The 17824-nt window shown below is 67.7% G+C and carries 18 protein-coding genes and 1 pseudogene; 14 read left to right on the top strand and 5 right to left on the bottom strand.

Features of this window, described 5'->3' with window-relative positions; genetic code table 11:
• Positions 1-293 precede the first annotated feature (293 nt).
• Complete coding sequence (locus MKK82_RS24545; RefSeq protein WP_243987174.1) at positions 294-680, top strand: hypothetical protein; 387 nt, start codon at positions 294-296, stop codon at positions 678-680.
• Between the two features lie 5 nt (positions 681-685).
• Here the strand turns inward: MKK82_RS24545 and MKK82_RS24540 are convergent, their stop codons facing one another.
• From MKK82_RS24540 to MKK82_RS24520, 5 genes are all read right to left on the bottom strand, one after another.
• Positions 686-4078, bottom strand: a complete 3393-nt coding sequence (locus MKK82_RS24540) for a hypothetical protein (RefSeq protein WP_243987173.1) — start codon at positions 4076-4078, stop codon at positions 686-688.
• Between the two features lies 1 nt (position 4079).
• Positions 4080-6614, bottom strand: coding sequence for a hypothetical protein (locus tag MKK82_RS24535; RefSeq protein WP_243987172.1), 2535 nt, complete (start codon positions 6612-6614; stop codon positions 4080-4082).
• Positions 6615-6617: 3 nt separating this feature from the next.
• On the bottom strand, positions 6618-7853 hold the full coding sequence (locus MKK82_RS24530) for a hypothetical protein (RefSeq protein ID WP_243987171.1): 1236 nt from the start codon (positions 7851-7853) through the stop codon (positions 6618-6620).
• Between the two features lie 2 nt (positions 7854-7855).
• Positions 7856-8494, bottom strand: a complete 639-nt coding sequence (locus MKK82_RS24525; protein WP_243987170.1) for a hypothetical protein — start codon at positions 8492-8494, stop codon at positions 7856-7858.
• Between the two features lie 359 nt (positions 8495-8853).
• The gene (locus MKK82_RS24520) at positions 8854-9474 is read right to left on the bottom strand and encodes a TraY domain-containing protein (protein WP_243987168.1); all 621 of its coding nucleotides are present in this window, start codon (positions 9472-9474) and stop codon (positions 8854-8856) included.
• Between the two features lie 166 nt (positions 9475-9640).
• Here MKK82_RS24520 and MKK82_RS24515 point away from each other — a divergent pair, with 166 nt between their 5' ends.
• From MKK82_RS24515 to MKK82_RS24455, 13 genes and pseudogenes are all read left to right on the top strand, one after another.
• Entirely contained in the window at positions 9641-9874 is a 234-nt protein-coding gene (locus tag MKK82_RS24515; RefSeq protein ID WP_243987166.1) for a helix-turn-helix domain-containing protein, read from the top strand.
• A gap of 136 nt (positions 9875-10010) precedes the next feature.
• On the top strand, positions 10011-10190 hold the full coding sequence (locus MKK82_RS24510) for a hypothetical protein (RefSeq protein ID WP_243987165.1): 180 nt from the start codon (positions 10011-10013) through the stop codon (positions 10188-10190).
• Position 10191: 1 nt separating this feature from the next.
• A complete protein-coding gene (locus MKK82_RS24505) occupies positions 10192-10419 on the top strand; it encodes a hypothetical protein (RefSeq protein ID WP_243987164.1) in 228 nt (75 codons plus the stop codon).
• Positions 10416-10880, top strand: a complete 465-nt coding sequence (locus MKK82_RS24500) for a hypothetical protein (protein ID WP_243987163.1) — start codon at positions 10416-10418, stop codon at positions 10878-10880. The genes MKK82_RS24505 and MKK82_RS24500 overlap by 4 nt, the downstream gene beginning before the upstream one ends.
• 2 nt (positions 10881-10882) lie before the next feature.
• Positions 10883-11116: a hypothetical protein gene (locus MKK82_RS24495; RefSeq protein ID WP_243987162.1), complete on the top strand. Its 234-nt coding sequence runs from the start codon at positions 10883-10885 to the stop codon at positions 11114-11116.
• Positions 11113-14070, top strand: a complete 2958-nt coding sequence (locus tag MKK82_RS24490; RefSeq protein ID WP_243987161.1) for a DUF927 domain-containing protein — start codon at positions 11113-11115, stop codon at positions 14068-14070. The genes MKK82_RS24495 and MKK82_RS24490 overlap by 4 nt, the downstream gene beginning before the upstream one ends.
• A complete protein-coding gene (locus MKK82_RS24485) occupies positions 14067-14921 on the top strand; it encodes a hypothetical protein (protein ID WP_243987159.1) in 855 nt (284 codons plus the stop codon). Before MKK82_RS24490 ends, MKK82_RS24485 begins: the two co-directional genes overlap by 4 nt.
• Positions 14918-15178, top strand: coding sequence for a hypothetical protein (locus MKK82_RS24480; RefSeq protein ID WP_243987158.1), 261 nt, complete (start codon positions 14918-14920; stop codon positions 15176-15178). The genes MKK82_RS24485 and MKK82_RS24480 overlap by 4 nt, the downstream gene beginning before the upstream one ends.
• An 11-nt stretch (positions 15179-15189) precedes the next feature.
• On the top strand, positions 15190-15477 hold the full coding sequence (locus MKK82_RS24475; RefSeq protein ID WP_243987157.1) for a hypothetical protein: 288 nt from the start codon (positions 15190-15192) through the stop codon (positions 15475-15477).
• The gene (locus tag MKK82_RS24470; RefSeq protein WP_243987156.1) at positions 15474-15695 is read left to right on the top strand and encodes a hypothetical protein; all 222 of its coding nucleotides are present in this window, start codon (positions 15474-15476) and stop codon (positions 15693-15695) included. The genes MKK82_RS24475 and MKK82_RS24470 overlap by 4 nt, the downstream gene beginning before the upstream one ends.
• Before the next feature lie 47 nt (positions 15696-15742).
• Entirely contained in the window at positions 15743-16114 is a 372-nt protein-coding gene (locus MKK82_RS24465; protein ID WP_243987155.1) for a DUF5681 domain-containing protein, read from the top strand.
• Positions 16071-17528, top strand: a complete 1458-nt coding sequence (terL, locus tag MKK82_RS24460; RefSeq protein WP_243987154.1) for a phage terminase large subunit — start codon at positions 16071-16073, stop codon at positions 17526-17528. Before MKK82_RS24465 ends, terL begins: the two co-directional genes overlap by 44 nt.
• Positions 17529-17685: 157 nt before the next feature.
• Positions 17686-17824: pseudogene (locus tag MKK82_RS24455) on the top strand (DNA-binding response regulator); the annotation flags it as partial.

Raw genomic sequence — 17824 nt, 5'->3', positions numbered from 1 at the left:
AGGTGTGATATTCCTCCCGCTACCGTTCTTCTTACCGCAGCGGTGCCGTTTTTTGCTGGGTCTTGCTGTGTCCTGCTGTCCCTCGGTTAGACGCAGCCGTCTTTCTGCCGCCTCCACGTCATCGCCAAGCCGAAGCCGATCAAGACAACACGCAGCAGGCCGGAGCAGCGCCGACGCTCTCGGAGGTTCGCTTCTGCTCGGAAACGCTCGAAGATGTTCTGTGCACACCTGTGCACCCAAGGGTGCGGACCGGCTACCTCGACAGTCGCCCTGCCGCTCGCCATCTTGAGCGTATGGACGCCGGCCTGACCCTCGCGAAGCTCATCGGGCCAATCGCCGCCGCCACCATCGTGACGGTGTTCTGGTTCGCGCTAATGTGGCGAGGGCACAGGACCGAGAAGGCTCGCGGCAAGCCGACGTGGCAGTACGAAGTTGGCCTTTTTGGCTATATCGCCGCCGTCACCCTTTTTGCCTACCTCCGCTTGGGCAGCGCCAGCACGAGCGGCCTTGATCTGTTTGGCACAGCCCTCGCCGCCGAGGGACTAGGCATCGGCGTCGCGTACACTCTGCTCCATGCCTTCGTTCAGTCTCGGGGGCGCCCTTGGTCCGAGCGAGCCTTCCCTGTCGTCGCTTCCCTCTTCCTAGTCGGCGTTGTGTTCGCCACCGTTCTCACGACCTGACGCCGCTACTGCTGTCCGAGCGCCAGCCCCTCACCAGCCGCGAGCTGCCCGAGCGGCAACATCGGAGGCGGCGCCAGCAACCGCGGCGCTCCGCTCTCAAACGACCGCCGGGCCGTGGCGGCGCCGATCCCGCCCATAACTGCCCGCGTGCCGACCTTGGCACCGTAGGCCCCGGCCGCGGCGCCAATGCCGCCGACCTTGAAGGCGATGGCGCCCGCGATCAGGTCCATGGCCTTGGCCACGGCCTTGCGGCCCGCCTCGCCGGCCGCGCCGGGCTTGATCGTCCCGTCCGGCCGTACCGTGGCCTGCAGTGCGCCCGCGAACCGGCGCAGGTGCCCCAACTCCTCCGGCGAGAACAACGTCGAGGCCACGCCCTTGCCGGCGCCATCGGTGAAGTCGCGCAGGCCCATGATCATCTTCGTGGCGGGCATCGCCGGATCCATGAGGCGCTGTACGGCTGCCTCCCGAAGCCCCGCCCACTCTTGGCCGTCCGCGCCGAGGAACGCCTTGGCCGCCCGCACCTCAGCGACGGCGCCGGGCTTGGCGCCGAGGGTTCCGGAGGAACCGAACAGGCTGCGGGAGATGGCATTGGGGTCGAACCCGCTGCGCTCCAGGTCGGCCGCCCATGACGGGACAGGTGTCCGGGCGTTCTCAGCCTGTCGTGCCGCGACGACGAGCTGCCCGAGCCCGCTGCGCTGCTCCGGTGACAGGAAGGACATCAACCCCCGCCCCTCGCCCTGCGTCAGGTATCGCAGTCGGTCAGACAGGTCGCGCCCCTCGCCCCCAAGGTGCCGGGCGATGAGGCCGCGCTGCACCGCCTGCCACGGCTCGCTGTCGGCGCCGACCGCCTCGCGCAGCCGAGCAAGCGTCTGCATCTGGCCGCCCGTGACCCTGCCGGATCCAGGTGAGCCGAACAGCATCGCGGCGACCTCGTTGGGCGAGGCGTCGCGCTCCACGATGCGCCGGAGGTTCGCGCCAGCCGTGTCGCCGGGAGCGCGAGGCTTGAAGGTTTGCTGGTACTCGCGGAACAGGCCGCGGGCCCGCTGCATCGCCTCCAGGGGGGCGGTGTCGCCGATCGGCAGAGAGTCGGACGTCGGGGCGGCTGTGGGGCCGTCGAAAGGGACCGCGTCAGGGGCTTGAGCGGGACCACGGCTGCCAGCAGCTTCACGGCCGAGCACGGCCGCTTCGTAGGCATCGGCCCCGGTGTCATGCTCCCCGCGGAACAGCCGCTGCGCCGCGTCGTCTAGGTGCCCCGGATCCATGTCGCGAGGCCGGACGCCGACGGAGGCAAGATCGTCGACAACCTGCTGCCGGAAGGGGGCCAGCCGCTCGGCGTAGGCCGCGCTCTGATCCGCGACACGGCTGCCGGCATCGGTAGGAGCACCGCCACGGGACAGATCGGAGAGGCGGTAGACCGGCTGCCCCGAACGCTCCAACCCGATCAGGTCGTGAACCTCGTCTCCGATCCGGCGGGAGATCATGCCGTCGGCGCTGTCCGGCCGCAGGAAGCCCTCGGACGCGAGCTGATCGCGGAAATCCTCGATGGGGCGCCCAGCCTTCCGCCCGAGCGGCCCGAACGGGGTCATCACCCGACCGAGATCGGCAGCACGGGCGTCGTCGTCGAGCCTGATCCCGCCGTTCCGAGCGAGGTAGTGGGTCAAGGGCTCAGATTTGCCCGCAGAGGCCCCACCAGCGGCCGAAAGCGTGGCCGGAGCAGGCGTAGCCGCAAAGCCTGGAAAGCCGTCCTGAGCCAGATCTGGGGCCCTAGCGGACGGTCGGTTGAGGAGACCTGCCCCTGCGGCGTCGGACAGGTGGTTGTCGAACTCCTCCATGATCCGGCCGAGGGCCCGCCGATCCGTCGGGTTCTGCGCCGTTGATCCGTACAGGGCACCGAGACGCTTCCGAAGCTGGTCGACCTGCTGGAGGTTCGGCCCCTCGCCCGGCTGAAGACCGAAGATCTGTGGCACGGCGTCGAGGTCGGCGATGGCCCGGGTGGCGGCTGGGGTCAGCCTATCGTCGAGCGGCACGTCGGCGCCGAGACGGCTGCGGACACGCCCGCCCAGCTTGTCGAGGGCGCCCGGGTCGAACTGGTGGGGGTAGGCTGCCACGTCGTCATAGGCGGCCCGGTATCCGGCCTTGCCCTGCGCGGCGGCGTCTCGCACACCCTGCGCCGCCACCGTGGCCCCGTCGAGAGCATCGGCATCGCCTCGGCCGCGCACGCCCCGCAGGGCGTCATCAAGCCCGCGCTGCGCCACGCTGGCTCGCTCGGCTTCGGCCTGGACAGCCTGCCGGGCTCGATCCGCCACGGCTTCGTAGGCCTGCTGCGGGTTTTCCAGCCGGTCGAACGTCCCGGCCGCCATGCCGAGGAAACGGTCACGGTTCGCCGCCAAGGCATCGGCCTGCCGCGCCCCGAACTCCTCGCCGATTTGCTGCGCCCGCGGGCCGGACTGACCCGCGAGGGCTCGACCTTCCTGCGCCAGCGCCTGCGGATCGGCCGTCGCCTGCCCTCGGGACAACGGCAGGCCAAACTCAGCCGCCTGCGCCTCGCGCGCCGCGGCTGCCGACGGCCCCTTGGCCGCGAACGTCGTCTCAATGTGCTGCGCCAGCTCGGGCGTGATGGCGGCTGGGTCGATCCCGGCTTCGCGCAGGGCCGCCGTCGCCTGATCTGTCAGAGCGCCATCGCTCCCGCGGAACGGTGCGTTTCGGGCGAACAGGCGCGAGACGACGGGAGTGGCCTTTTCGATGATCGCGCCGCCGGCAGCACCAAGTCCGCCACCGATCAAGCCGGCCGTCACAGTGCGCGTGAAATCCTTACTGTCCGCGAACTCTGAGGCCGCGCCATACCCGAGCCCGGTCCCAAAATTCGCCAGGGCTCGCATGCCGAGGTTCGCACCCTCCGCAGCCTTGAAGGCAGGCAGCCCATACGCACCACCGACGATACCGCCCACGGTCCCGGCCACCGCCGTCTTGGGATACTGCCGCGCCAGCGCGTCCTCGATGTCCGAGACCTCGCGGTAGCTGTCCCCGAACGACTTGCCTGAGCGCAGCGCCTCGATGCCCGCCATGGCATTCCGCGGCAGGTTCAGGCCGATGGCGTTCGCACCACGGAAGAGGCCAGCGTCGATCTGGTTTTCCAGAGACGGCTTCCCAATCAGCCGCTCGTCTGCCGTCCGGCGCAGCGCCGACCCCTCCGGCGTCGAGGTGTCCAGGGTGGACGCCATCGGGCCGCTGCCGAACCGATCCGCGAAGGTGGCCGGCTTCTGCCGCGACGCCTTGAACGACGCAAACTCGGCCGGGTCGAAGGCGTCCGCAACAAGGGCGGCGTCCTGCGCGGGCGCAGCCAGCCCCGACTTGAACGCGGCGAACTCGGCGGGATCGAATGCGACGCCTGCCGCCATGTCAGTAACCTTCCGAGTGGAGCTGCTGGTAAGCCTGATCCTTGGTCATCCCAGAGCCCATGAGCTGCTGAAACCGGGCCGCCGGGGCGACCGCACCGGGGCGGTTCGAGGGTGACGGTGACGGCAGCGCGGGGGCGCCGCTCTGACCGCTAGCGACCGCACCCTGCGCGGCGGCGGGACCCGAGCCAGGGCGGTAATAGGTGCCCTCCCGGATCTGAGCCGCCCGGGTCTCGTTCTGCTGCATCCGCAGGTTCGCGGCGTCGATCGCTCGTTGGTAGACCTTCACCCGCAGAGCGTGCGGCAGGCTGGAGGAGCCCGCCACGTCGAGGAGGATCTTGCGCTCCCCTTCGGTCGGATTGCCGCCGAAGATGCTCTTCAGGTTGGTGAGCGCGTTCGTCGTTACGAGGTTGTCGAGTTCAAGCGTTGCCTGCCCAGCCTCGTTGCCAGGGAGCAGGCTCATGACCTTGCCGCGCTCGCTCGCCAGCGGTCCGGCGTAGGCTTTGGCCGACAGATCCTTGGCCTGTTCCAGCATGCCAATGGATGCCTGCGCCGAAAGCACCGCGTTGTCGGCCGTGTCGATAGCCTTCTTGTCGCCAGCGGACATGTCCCGGTCCGCGCCGATCTTCCCGCCACCTACAAACGAGCGATAGGCCGGCGTGCCCTCGACAAGGCCAAGACCGGCTGCCGCCTCACGGCGCGCGGCGATCTGAGACGTGATCTTGGCGCCCTCGTCCCGCTCGGTCGGCTCCTTGCCTGTGAGCACGTAGGATCGGAACTCCGGCGTGCCGGGCTGCAGCCCGAACCGGACGGCGGCGGCCTGCCGCGCGTTCGTCTCGGCCGTGAGGTCGGCGCCCTTGTCCTTCTCGGGCTTGTAGCCGAGCGCGTAGTTCTGCAGCTCGGGCGATCCCGGCTGCATGCCGAGACGAAGACCTTCGGCCTCACGAGCGCGGATCTGGGCCTGGAGGTCGGCGCCGGGATCCCGGAGCTTCTCGCGGGCATACTCGCCCGGGTTGTTTGCCTGCGTCATGCCGTTGGCGCGAGCGAACAGGAATTCACGCACGGCCGGCGGCGCGGCAGTCTCCTCCAGCGCCTGTTTGAGCATGGTTTGCGCGATCTGGCGCGGCCCGTCCGACAGGTTCGGGTTGGCAACCGCCCGCATCAGCATGGGGATGCGCTGCCCGAGCGGCGACTGCGCCATGGAGTTAGCCTGCGCCGAGAACGCCCGGTCGACCGGCGAGGCGACGACAGGCTGCGCGACAGGCACCGGGCCATCCCCCGGCATCGCCATGACGCGGCCGGGTGCGCCACCCGAGACGGGCAGGGCCGGCACGGGCTGCTGTGGCAACGCAGGGGGTTGGATCGGATCACGGGGCTGCGGGCTGCTGAGACCGGCGGGAAGAGCCGCGATCGATCCCGGCATGGCCTGCTGCGGGCCGGGCGGGATCCGGAACTGCGCAGGCTGCGCGTTCGGCGCCGGCATGTCGGCCTGCGGGTCCGTCGCAGCCTGACGCGGGACCATCCCCATCTGCTGTTCGAGCGCCTGCGTCTGCGCCTCGTCGTCCGCGAACTGGACCGGACGCTGGGCAGGGGTGGCCTGCTGCGGCCGCCCGGGGTTCAAGCCTTGCACGGGCGCCGTCGCCATCTGCGGCGCGAAGCTGGGATCCGCGCTCGCAACCTGCGGGGCAGGCGCCTGCTGACCGCCACGACCACCGCCGCCGCCGAAGCTGCGGGCGAAGTCGTTCATGACCTGCCCAGCCGACTTGGCCGTGCCGTCGCGGTTGAAGAACACGTTGCGATTGGCTGCGACCGCCTGCGGGCTGGCGTAGGACGCGGCCGGGACGTCGGGGTTGCGCATCGTGCCGCCGACGAGGCGCACACCGCCACCAGGGCCGAGGAAGTGCAAGGCGTACCGGGTGGCATCCGTGACCGGCAGGTTCGCGCGGCTCAGGAAGCCCTCGTTCTCGCTCGTGAGCGCCTTGGTGGCGCGGATCATCTGGTCCGGATCGGTGCGGCCGTCCGTGCCGGGGCCCACGGGCGTGAGGCTGAGATCCGGGTACTTCTGCGCGACGCCGTTCCAGGTGTCCTTCGTGAACTGGCCGAGACCCCGCGCCGAGGAGGTCGGCGCCTGGGCCATGGTGTTGTTGTTCGACTCCCGCTTGAACAACCCGGTCAGGTAGTCCCCCTGCGGCCCGGCCTGATCGAGGAACGAAGGCACGCCCGGCGCCGGGGCGAGAGGGACGCCCGGAGCGCCGACAGGGCCACCGACGCCGAACCCTCCGAACCCTTGAGCGAAGTCTGCATCCGCCGCGGCCGTGAGCTTGCGCTGCTGCTGAGCCTCGCCGAGTTTCAGCAAGCCGATGGCGGTCTGTGGATCCCGCAGGCCGTTGAACGCCGTCCCAGCCGCCCCGGAGTAGTCGCCAGCCTGGACCTGCTCACCGAGCCGGCCAAGAGCGCCCTTCTGGTCCTCGCGGTCCTGCTGGTCGCGCAAACCGCGACCGAACCCTGAGAAGATCTGGTAGAATTCTGAGGCGGACATGCGTCAAAGCCCACTGAAGAGTTTCTTGAGGCCGCTGATGCCGCCGCCGTCGATGAAGCTCTGACCGAGACCGCCAAGCGTGCCGAGCAAGTTGCTGCTGGCCGCCATCTGGTTCTTGGCCTGATTGTTCTGGTTGTCGACGTAGAGCTTGGTCGCGTTGCTGATCGCGTTCGACTCCTGGTTGCCCAGGTTCATCAGATTGGTGCCAGCCTGACCGTAGACGCCGAGCGTCCCGGAGCCCTGGCTTGTGGCGAGGTTCGACATGTTCGTGCCAAACCCGGTGTCGAGGGATGAGAGACCGGAGCCAAGGCCGACATTGCTGGTGTTCAGCGCATTGCCGAGGTTCTGGTAGATCCCGGCAGCGGACTGATCGAGGCCGGCGAGCCCGTTGCCCAAGCCCATGAAGTTGCCGTTGAGCGCGTTGCCGAGGCTGGTGTCGACGTTCGCCAGCGCGTTGCCGTAGGACTGGCTGGCGTTGCCCTGATTGGTCAGCGCCGCGTTCTGGCCCTGGATGCCCTGCAGGTTGATCCCGACGCTGTTCTGCAAATTCGAGATGTACTGCTGGTAGCCCTGCGAAGCTAAGCCGTTCGCGGTATTCAGGATGTCCGACGTGGCGTTGCCGCCAGCCAGCCCGCCACGGGCCGCCGCTGACCGCTGCACGGAGCCCAGTGCCTGATCCAGCGCGTACTGATAGCCGGGTGCCGCTTGGAACGCGGCGGCGGCGGCCTGCGATCCCGCCTGCCCGTTGGCGCCGATGGCGTTCTGGTACTGCCCGAGCGAGTTGGCGGTCTGGCTGATGACCGGCTGATAGTTCGCTGTCGCCTGCCCCAGATAGCCCTGCGTCTGGCCGTACTGCGTGCCGAGGTCGGTTCTGGCTTGGCCGTAGTTCTGGTTGAGCGCGTCGCGGCCAGCAGCATAGTTGTTGTTGAGGTCAGTGCGACCCTGGCCCAACGAGGCGAGCGCATTGCCGTAGTTCGAGGTCAGCGCGCCCTGGCCGGTGCTGTAGCCCTGGTTGAGGTCGGTCCGTGACATGTCGAACCCAGTGCCCAGGTTCGTGCGGCCGGTGTCGAACCCCTGCCCGAGAGCAGGGAGGCCCTGCCCGAGCAAGTAGTTGTTGGCCGCGGTGTAGTTGTCGCCCAGAGCCGTGCTCTGCTGCGTCAGACCCGTGTTGATGGTCTGCTGATTGTTCTTGAAGGCGGTCGTCGCCGCATTTCCTGTAAGCGCGTCGAGGAACGCCATGGTCAGTGGACCTTCAGGCTGGAGGGCGGGGGCGCGTTGGACACCGGGGCGGTGGACGAGCGGGGCGCCAGCCAGCGGCACTCGGCGCCAGTCATGGCCCAGATCTGCGCGTTGAGGGTGCCGCGGTAGAACCGGCGGGCGATGCCCTCGAACTGGAAGCCGGCGCGGCGGGCGAGGTCGGCGAGGTCGGGCCGGTCAGCCGGGATCCGGACGACGACACGGCCGAGACCGAGACCGAAGAAGGCCCACCGGCACACGTCCACGATCAGCGGCCGGGTCAGGACGCCCTTCTCGGCAATGACGACCAGCTCGGCCTCGTTGTCGGGATGCGGCGAGTGCACGATGAACAGCGCGCCGCGGCTGAGGTCTGGGCGGATAATGCGGATCCAGGTTGGCTCGAAGCCGATGGGACGCCCGACGAGGGCGTTGACCCATGCGCCGACCTGCTCGGGCTTGTCCTCGAACTCGACGACGGCGCGTCCGGTCGGTTGAGCATGGGGCCGTAGAACCTGAACCATCCGGTCGTGCAGCGTCTGCGGGCGCGGCTGGTGGAAGACCTCGGCCGGGTCGAGCCCCGCCTCGCGCAGGATCCCCTCAAGGGTCAGATCCTCGCCGGCTTCCTGGGCGTCGGCGCCGCTCATCACGCGGCCACCGGCAGAGAGGGTCGCGCGCTAGGTGCAGCAGGCGGCGGGTCGCGATCAGGACCACCAGAGACGATGATAGCGAGACCGGCCGCCAAGGCGCGGCGCGCAGTCTCGGATAGCCCTCGCGGCTCACCTTGGGCGGCGGCGTCGAGCTGATCCCGCAGGTTGGCGGGAACGCGGAGGTTCAGAACACGATCTTGAGGCGTGCGCACGTCAAAACTCCCCGAGCGGAAGCACTCGTGGAGTAAAGCACGGTCAGCCGGTTTGTGTTACACAGCAGCTATGCGCTTCTGCGTCCCCTGTTGCTGTCGCTTCCCTCATTAACAAATATTCGCGTCCTGCGACAACCGGACGCATCAACCTTTATCAAGAGGCATCCGAACAGAGCGCGTGCGCTTCGCCCTTTCGGGACTGCCGGGCGCATCGGCATTGTCGTCGTTCAAGAAGAACTCACGCTTCAATTCCTCATCCGTCAGGAACCTGCCGATCTTGGATATATCGGGAATAGGCTTCTTCGGACGCTCGGGCAGATATTTTGCATAATCAACGGCTCGCATGAATGCGCTAGGGATACCTCCTGTCCTTCTTGCCCGGATCAATTCGGGCAGGGCCGCTTCAAGCGTCTTATAAACCTGCGCTCGCAACTCTGCGCTCTCAAACCATCTTTTATCTTGGTCCGTTTCAACGCCATCAATCAAAAAAGCTATGTCCTGCAATAGGCTGAATGTTTCAACCCCGCCCAGCATCATATAGATTATTTGGTCGTGCTCGGAGATAATTTCGGCCGCCTTTTCGGCAGTCTTTCTAGCCGCATCGTCTATTAGCAGAGACTTTTCTAGCCTCATTTCCATTTCCTGAGACAGAGATCGGCCGCTTTCACGCGCCGCTTCCTCTAGCCCCTCTCGAACGCGCGCCGTGGTGCGGGCCTGGATGGTGATCCGCTCGGCAGCGCCTGCTGGAGTGCCCGTCTTCGGCATGGTCGCTCCGTCTCTCTCGTTGCTCCTGTTGCTGGGGCATAGCACCGCCTAAGCCGACATTCAATCTCCTCCCCCGTCTCTGGCATTGCCTATGTTGACATCTGCGCGCGGAGCCCCATGATGTCATCACAGACGCGCAGACCCGCGCGGGCATAGGAGGTCGGCCGTGACCGAGCACGCGCCCATCATTCGTCAGACAGAGGTCGAGAAGCGGGCCCGCGATGGGCGCCAAGTTGCGGTGAAGGACATCGCCGATGTCACCAACCGCTCGGCGGCCGCGATCTACAAGGCGATCCACCGCAAGGAGATCAAAGCTGTGTGGGTTGGGCGCACGCCCATGATCCCGCCAGCCGAGACGCTGCGTCTGCTCGGCGTACTAAGCGAACCCATCGCCGCATAAGAAAGCCGCCGGCCCCGGGAATTGGGACGCGGCGGCTCATCTCTATCAACGGCGCTTCGACACCGCTGGATATAGAGATCGAGACCCACGGCGTCCAGATTTTTCGGACCGGCACCCTCAAACAGGAGTGCCTATCGTGAAGTCGAAGACCTATCGCCCTCTCGCCATCCGTCCGACTGAGGTCATCCCCGACACGGCCGCCCTACAGGCTCGCGCAGAGCATCGCCTTGCCCAGCGCTGGGGCGTGTCCCTGCCCGTCGCGGCCGTGCTCGCCAATCTTGCCGGTGTCGGCCCGCAGATGCGGGAGGCGCGCTAGCATGGTCGCCCACACCCTCCCCCGCGCCTGGACCGGCGAACCGCTCGTACAAGATGCGGTCGCCGAATACGCCAAGCTCGCCGCGTCCTACTCCATCGCGGCGAGCAACCTTGCAGACGCAGGCGACACGCCCGGCATGGTTCACGCGCTCGGGTGCGCCGGACGGGCGCTCCTCGCCGCGCAGGAGGCCGTGGCGACCCTTCGTTCTGTTGACGGAGGTAGCCGATGATCGCGCGCCACCTCCTCGACCCCGACGACTTCGAATGGTTCTTGGATCACGGCTGCCGCCGGTATCGCGTGGTCCCGTTGGACCTGGACGACGAAGGCCGCGCGCATCAGCTCCGCATCGTTCCCATCAGCGGCACCAAGCCGACGACGGTAATGGCACGGTGCGGGCTCTTCCCCGATGAATGGGACGATACCGACCGGTACGCTTCGGCTCGGCTGAACGCCATCAGCACGAACGGGCGGAGCCGCGCAGGCGTCATCCGGCCGGACCCAGACGCGGTGCGGCTCGGCCACGACTTCGGCCAGTGGTGCGCGGAGCTTTTCCGAGGCGACAGGCTCGCGCAGCGGATCCCCTGCGACTCGTGGGCCGAAGCCTATGAGGAAGTGACCCGCCTAGCCGGGCAGGGGCTCCGGGTACTGCCGGATGCCCCCAGCGTCATCCTCCACCGCGGGGAGGCTTAGGCATGGCCCTCGCCCGCGCGATCATCGGCACCATTGAGGGCATCCCCCGGGCGGTCGCTCTCGCTGAGACCAATCTGGACGACCTCTATGCCGTCGCCCAGGCGCTGCAGGACGCGAGCAACGCCGTCCTGTGTGTCGCCCTCGACGTGGTGGCCCTTGAAGAGGGCTACCGCATCGCCGCGGAGCACCGCCGCCGCGCCTCATCCTCGCACCGTGAAGGAGGGCCGGCAGAATGACGGCCGAAGCCACGCGCTACGTCTCATGGAAAGATGCGCGCCCCGCCGTCGAGGGGCACGAAGTGGAGATCGTGAACGCGCTGGGGATCCCCTGGCGCGCAGGGCAGCGCGAGCACATCCGCTGCCCCTACCCGGGGCACGGGGGCGCCGACGACTGGCGCCTCACCAACAAGGGCCGCGCAATCTGCACCTGTACCGGCAGGCAGACGGATAGCGTCTTCGACATCGCCATGAAGGTCGAGGGCCTAGACGAAGAGCAGGCCAAGATCCGGTGCGTCGAAATCGTTGGCCGCACGGATCTGATCCGCGAGCGATCCGGCGAGGGGCAGTTTCAAGCCACGGATGCCGATAGCCTTCTAAAGGCTCGCCCCGAACGCCGCGACGATACCCTGCCGGCCGCCTACCTCGCCCATCGTCTCGGGATCGATGCGGACGCCGTGCTGATGCCGGCCACCCGCGCCGTTGGCCTCAAGGCGTTGGCCTACTTCGACCCGCCCAAGGGCAAGGGCACCGGTAAGCCTATCCACGTCGGTGACTTCCCATGCGCCGTGTTCGAGCAGACTGACGCGCAGGGCCGCCGGCACGCCCACCGGATCTACGTCGCGCCCGGCGGGGCCGGGAAGGCCGATCTGGGCCAAGCGGGAAACGGAACCGTCCGCGACCGGAAGAAGTCGGCCAAGCGTGTCGGCGAGGAGAGCACCGCCGGCCGGTCCGTGATTTGGGGCGATGCCAGCCGCGCGCCATGGGGCATCGTGGCCGAGGGTATCGAGACCGCCGCGGCCGTCGCACACGCCTTTCAGCAGGAGATCCAGGACGGCGCCGCCTATGTGGTCGCCGGCATCAATGCCGTTGGCGTCGAGGCGTTCGAGCCATGGCCCGAGACCAAGCGCGTCACGGTCGCGGCCGACCGGGACGAGGCGGTAAAGATCAGCCGTCCGAACCCGACACGCCGCGGGGAGGGAGCCGCCCGTAAATTCGGGATCCGCAATCGCGAGCGCGTTGCTGTCGCCTACGCCCTCGCGGGCGCGCCCGGGACGACGACTGACTGGCTCGACATCCACACCACCCACGGCACTGCAGCAGTCCGCGCCGGGATCCTGGCCGCGGAGGCATACACGGCCACGGACGACGAGCTGCGCACAGAGGCCGCCCGGATCTGCGATCAAGACGAGTTGTCTCGGATCGCGAGCGAATACCCGCTGCCTCACCTTGAGGGCCTGACGCTGGCGTACCAGCGCACCAAGGCCGGCAAGGTGTGGGTGCATCAGGCGGTGAAGGTCGGCGACAACGTGGAGATGGTGCCGATCGCGTCGCCGTTCGGCGTGCTGGCCCGGCTCCGCTTTGCCGACGATGACGACGCCTATGGTCTGCGTCTCGTCGTGCAGGACATGGGCGGCCGCCGCCGCGGGATCGACGTGGACCGGGCCGGGTTCGCCCGCCAAGGCGCCGTTGATACCCGGGCGATGCTGCTGGGGGCTGGCCTGCGCGCCGAGAGCGACGGCGAGCACGTCGCAGTGAAGTGCCTCAAGGCGGCCGACCCGACCGCGGAAATCGCCGTGGTACGCCGGCCGGGCTGGCACCAGGGCGAGGCCGGCACGGATCCATTCTTCGTGTGCCCAGATGGGCAGATCGTCGGCGCCAGCGGCGATCAGGTGCCCGAGCTGTCGGTGAACGCCCGGATCAGCGCCGCCGTCGCCCGCGGTGGCTCGCTCCAGGCTTGGCAGGCTGCCGTGGCCGCCGCCTGCTCCGCGCCCCGGTGCGAGCATTGGATCATCGGCGCTATCGCCGGGTTCTGCGCTCCGATCCTATCCCTGTGCGGGCTCGATACCTGCGGCATCAACCTGTCCGGCATGACATCGGGCGGCAAGACGACGGCGCAGCGTCTCGCGGTCTCGGCATGGTCTCGGGCTGCTCTCGACCAGCGGGAGAGCCTGCTGCAGAGCGCCAGGGCGACGGCGAACGGCGTCGAGCTGATGGCGGCCCGCTCCAACGGGACCGTCCTGGCGATGGACGAGCTAGGCCACGTCAACGGCAAGGAACTCGGCCGGATCATCTACTCGCTGGCCTCCGGGGTCGGCAAAACCCGCATGGGCGCGGATGCGCAGCTCCGGACTTCCTACACCTGGAGCACCTTCGTCGTGTTCTCGGCCGAGAAATCCCTAGAGGAGAAGGTGCGCGGCGATGGTGGCGAGTGGGCCGGCGGCATGGCCGTCCGTGTGCCTGACATCGACATTTCCGGCATCAACCGGGCCGTCGCTCAAGACGTGTTGGACAGCATCGCCACCGTCGACCGCAACTATGGGCACGCGGGCCCGGCCTTCGTTGAGGCGCTGGTGGCCGCGGGGCTGCACCGGCAGGCCCAAGAGATCCGGCGCGGGATCGACAAGACGGCGCGCTCCATCGCGGGCGTAGAAGCCGACGGCAAGCACGTTCGCGCGGCTATGCCCTTCGCCATCCTCGACACGGCCGGGCGCCTCGCGCAGCGACTCAGGATCCTACCGGCAGAGGTGGACGTGGCGCGCGCCGTGCGCTGGGCCTGGGGCCGGTTCGGAGACTCGTCCGATGCGGTCGCCCTCGACCCCGAGCAGCTTGCGACCATCAATCTCCGCGCGTGGATCGCGGAGCGCTGGGGGTCGAGCATTCACCCGACCGTCCCGGATGACGACGGCCGCCGCTCGATGCGGGACGCCCTTGGCTGGTACGATGAGGATGCGGTCTACATCCCGACGCAGCGGTTGGTTGAGGCCGCCGGTGGCGCTCTGAAAGAAATCGAGATCGGCCGGGCTCTGGCCGCGCAGGGGTTCATCGCCAAGAAGCACGACGCCTCGTGCCTGTACGTCTCGTACATCCCCAAGATCGGTCGCGTGAAAGCCTACGCGCTGTCCCGGAAAGCGTTCGGACGCTCGGACGAGGATGGACTGCGGTTTGGCGTCTACGCGGGAGGCCGCGCATGATCGACCTTGCGACTCTGTTTCAGACTGCCAGCGACGAGCACAGCGGAGCCGAAATTCCGGTTTTTCCGGTTTCCAGAAAGGCCAAACCGGAAGAACAAGCCATTGAAGATGATGGCATTTCCGGTATTTCCGGCATTTCCGGGCCGTCAGAGTTCCCGGATGAAATCGAGCAAAAAAACGAGACCCAGGCGCAGGCGCGCATGCGTGCGAGCGAGCGCGCGCGTGGGTCATATGTGGAGAGACCGGAAACCCCGGAAACCCCGGAAATGGCAATGCCGGCAGGCAGTTACCTTTCCGGGTCTCTCTCATTAAATCCGGAAAAAAAGAGAGAAACCGGAAAAGCCGATCCCCTGCCGGCCCCTTTTGGCAATCCAGAGCCGCCTACCTTCGAGGAGCGCGCCGCCTTCCTGGAGTACGAGTGCGGCCTGCCACGCGCCGAGGCCGAAGCGCAGGCCCAAACCGAAACCGCCATTATTCCAGATGGGACGAACGCCCCGCCGCCTCCGGCCGATGGGCTCGCCCTCTGGCGTGCCGGTCTCGCCCGCCTTGACCCCATGGAGGCGCCCTGCCCCGGCTACAGGTCCGACGAGTGGCCCCGCACTCTCGCTCGCGCCGTCGCGTTCCTCGACCAGTTCGGCGAGCAGGCCGAGGCGCTGGGCTGGACGGCAAGCCGGCTGTTTGGTGCGCATGAGACAGCCGGCATCGTGCGAGTCGACGCTTGCGGGGCTCTGGCCCTCCCAGGCGCGGCAGTTCGAGCCATCACGGCGACGGAAGTTTCGTTCGGCTATTCCACGCACCGTCAGAAGCCCGGCCAACCTGCGGGCGTACCCTGGTGGGAATGGCGCCGATGATCCCGGCTGCCGACGCATGGGGACCGTTCCGCAGCGACCTCGACGCGGGCGAGCGCAAAGCGCGGCTGCGCTGTCTGCGCGCCGTGGTTCACCTGTCGACCGGCCCCCGCGGCCAATCCCTCGCCGATCTGCTGCTGCGCGCCGAGCAGGATACTGAACTACTGCCGCAAGCCCTGTCCGCTCTCACCAATTTAGACCCGCTCGACAAGCGCCGTGTTTGGGCGAGCTACGCCGCTTTGAACAAGCCCGCAGCCTGAAAGGAGCGCCCATGCCTAGCAAGTCTGATCCCGACCGTATGCCTCACCCTGGCCGTACCTCGGCCGAACGCCGCGCCCTCGACCGCATCGGTTGCGGCGAACCGCCGGCCTGCGCACAGAAGACGCTGCGCAACCTGCTCGACGCCGGGCTGATCGTGGATGTCGGCACCGAGACCCGCCGCGACGCGCTCGGATCCTACCGAGTCCCGTCCTACGCGATGCCGATCCCGGTTCACTTTGCTTGGTGTAGCGCCGTCGCGGCCACCGATGAGGAAATGGCCGCCATGGAGGGGTTATGATGGCCTCGCGAGAACAAGCCGCCTTCGTGGCCGGGATCGAGACCGCCCGCCAGATGGCGCTCACCGCCGCTGTCACTATCGAGGTTCGGGAGGATGGCGCCGCAGTCCGCCAGCAGGCCGCCGCCGTCGCATTGCAGGGGTTAGCTGCGGGCCTTCACGCCGCATTCCTCGACGCATCCGAGGCCACTGTTCCACCCGTTGTTCTGAGCGAACGATAGACGGATCCTATATACCCTCACGAACCCGATAGATTTCAGCTAAGACCATGAGCAAGCCGACCAACCTCAAGCCCTTCGCGCCCGGCCAGTCCGGCAACCCCGGCGGCCGCCCTCGCCTGCCCGACGACGTGAAGGCACTCGCCCGCGGCTACACGCGCGAGGCCATCGAGACGGCCGCTGAGATCATGCGCGACCCGGAGGAGACCGGGACGGCCCGCATGTCGGCCATCAACACCATCCTGGACCGCGGCTGGGGTAAGGCCCCGCAGCACGTCACGGTCGATAGCCTCGAAGGAATGTCCGATGCCGAGCTTCGCGCCGAACTCCTCGCCACCGTCGCCGAGCTTCGACAAAACGGCCTCGATGCAGAGGATCATGGCTCTGCGGCAGGAGATGACCCGCCGCCGCGAACGCACTGAGGTTCAGACATCGCTGGTGGCATGGTCGCTGAAGGCTGGCTTCCAGCCCGCCACCCACCACGAGCTGCTGATCGCGCACCTGGAGGAGTTGGAGGAGGATGGCGGCCCCGACGTGCTGCTCGTCTTCATGCCGCCGGGCAGCGCAAAGAGCACCTACGTCAACCTGCTGTTCCCGGCTTGGGCCTTGGCACGCCACCCTGACCGGAACGTGCTCACGGCCTCGCACTCATCCGACCTCGCCGAGCGGTTCGGGCGCAAGACCCGCAACCTCGTCATGGAGCACGCCCGGGACCTCAACATCACGCTGTCGGAGGACAGTCAGGCCGCGAACCGCTGGGCGACGACGGCGGGCGGCGAGTACCGGGCGGTCGGCGTCGGCGTCGGCATCGCCGGCTTCCGCGCGGATCTGGGCATCATCGATGACCCCTTCGGCAGTCGCGAGGACGCCGAGAGCCGGCGCATGCGAGACCGGATCTGGGATTGGTACAGCGACGACTTTTCCACCCGCCTCAAGCCGGGCGCCAAGAAGGTCGTCATGCACACCCGCTGGCATGATGACGACCTTGCCGGCCGGATCATGCGCCAGCTCGACGCCATCGAGCGCCCCTACCGCGTGCTGTCCTTGCCGGCGCAGGCCGGGCTCGGCGACCCGCTTGGGCGGCAGATGGGCGAATTCCTCTGGGATGACGGAGACTACGGCTACGGCGCGCAGCTACGGCAGCGGAAGGAGGAGGTGGACACCCGGACCTGGGCCAGCCTCTACCAGCAGGTTCCGGTGCCCGAGACCGGCGCCTACTTCGAACGCGATTGGATCAAGCCGTCTAAGGGCTCACCGGCTCGCGAGACCTTGAGCGTCTACGGCGCCTCCGACTACGCCGTGACGGCCGGGGGCGGCGATTACACCGTGCACATCGTCGTGGGCCTCGACCCTGACGGACGCATGCACGTCCTCGACCTGTGGCGGAAGCAGGCCGACAGCGGCGAGTGGATCAGCGCTTGGTGCGATCTGGTGAAGAAGTGGCGCCCGCTGGAGTGGGCTGAGGAGACGGGCCAGATCCGTTCGGCGCTCGGGCCGATGATGGAGGCCGCCGCTCGAGAGCAGAAGGCCTACTGCGTCCGGCGCCAGTTTCCGACACGCGGTGACAAGGCCGTCCGTGCCCAGAGCATCCGCGCCCGCATGTCGATGCGCGGGCTCTACATCCCAGGTGACGCGCCGTGGCGGAAGGACTTCGAGGCCGAGCTGCTGCGCTTCCCGGCAGGGGTCCACGACGACATCGTGGACAGCATTGCCCTTGTAGGACAGCTCCTCGACCGCGCCCGGCCGGGCATCGCACCGAAGGCCCCGACGCAGCCGAAGGATGGTCTGAGCGGCTACAAGTCGATGCGCTCTGGTGGCGGGTCATGGCGGGTGTAGGCCATCGTAAGTAAGGACAGGCTGTACCTCATCGGCCCCAAACTGACGCGTCACGGTTGAGCGGGCCTGTTAGTCACCACGTACTGAACAGCCGAAGCACTTGTTAACGGTTCGGTATCGTTGCCGAAGTATGAGCACCTCAAACTGAGGTGGTGTCATGCGCGTTCTGCTGGTCGAAGATGACGCTACGGTCGCGCAGAGCATCGAGCTGATGCTCAAGTCCGAGAACTTCAACACCTACACCACCGACCTCGGGGAAGAGGGTGTCGATCTCGGTAAGCTGTACGACTACGACA

Origin of the sequence: Methylobacterium sp. E-046 (assembly GCF_022829625.1) — a bacterium.
GTDB lineage: Bacteria > Pseudomonadota > Alphaproteobacteria > Rhizobiales > Beijerinckiaceae > Methylobacterium > Methylobacterium longum.
Note: the sequence above shows the minus strand (reverse complement) of the source record. Positions and strands in the feature narration are given on the sequence as shown.

Bases quoted from the DNA above. Each gene is read 5' to 3' on its own strand.
- MKK82_RS24545 (WP_243987174.1), top strand. From the start codon at position 294: ATGGACGCCGGCCTGACCCTCGCGAAGCTCATCGGGCCAATCGCCGCC.
- MKK82_RS24540 (WP_243987173.1), bottom strand. From the start codon at position 4,078: ATGGCGGCAGGCGTCGCATTCGATCCCGCCGAGTTCGCCGCGTTCAAG.
- MKK82_RS24535 (WP_243987172.1), bottom strand. From the start codon at position 6,614: ATGTCCGCCTCAGAATTCTACCAGATCTTCTCAGGGTTCGGTCGCGGT.
- MKK82_RS24530 (WP_243987171.1), bottom strand. From the start codon at position 7,853: ATGGCGTTCCTCGACGCGCTTACAGGAAATGCGGCGACGACCGCCTTC.
- MKK82_RS24525 (WP_243987170.1), bottom strand. From the start codon at position 8,494: ATGAGCGGCGCCGACGCCCAGGAAGCCGGCGAGGATCTGACCCTTGAG.
- MKK82_RS24520 (WP_243987168.1), bottom strand. From the start codon at position 9,474: ATGCCGAAGACGGGCACTCCAGCAGGCGCTGCCGAGCGGATCACCATC.
- MKK82_RS24505 (WP_243987164.1), top strand. From the start codon at position 10,192: ATGGTCGCCCACACCCTCCCCCGCGCCTGGACCGGCGAACCGCTCGTA.
- MKK82_RS24500 (WP_243987163.1), top strand. From the start codon at position 10,416: ATGATCGCGCGCCACCTCCTCGACCCCGACGACTTCGAATGGTTCTTG.
- MKK82_RS24495 (WP_243987162.1), top strand. From the start codon at position 10,883: ATGGCCCTCGCCCGCGCGATCATCGGCACCATTGAGGGCATCCCCCGG.
- MKK82_RS24490 (WP_243987161.1), top strand. From the start codon at position 11,113: ATGACGGCCGAAGCCACGCGCTACGTCTCATGGAAAGATGCGCGCCCC.
- MKK82_RS24485 (WP_243987159.1), top strand. From the start codon at position 14,067: ATGATCGACCTTGCGACTCTGTTTCAGACTGCCAGCGACGAGCACAGC.
- MKK82_RS24480 (WP_243987158.1), top strand. From the start codon at position 14,918: ATGATCCCGGCTGCCGACGCATGGGGACCGTTCCGCAGCGACCTCGAC.
- MKK82_RS24475 (WP_243987157.1), top strand. From the start codon at position 15,190: ATGCCTAGCAAGTCTGATCCCGACCGTATGCCTCACCCTGGCCGTACC.
- MKK82_RS24470 (WP_243987156.1), top strand. From the start codon at position 15,474: ATGATGGCCTCGCGAGAACAAGCCGCCTTCGTGGCCGGGATCGAGACC.
- MKK82_RS24465 (WP_243987155.1), top strand. From the start codon at position 15,743: ATGAGCAAGCCGACCAACCTCAAGCCCTTCGCGCCCGGCCAGTCCGGC.
- terL (WP_243987154.1), top strand. From the start codon at position 16,071: ATGGCTCTGCGGCAGGAGATGACCCGCCGCCGCGAACGCACTGAGGTT.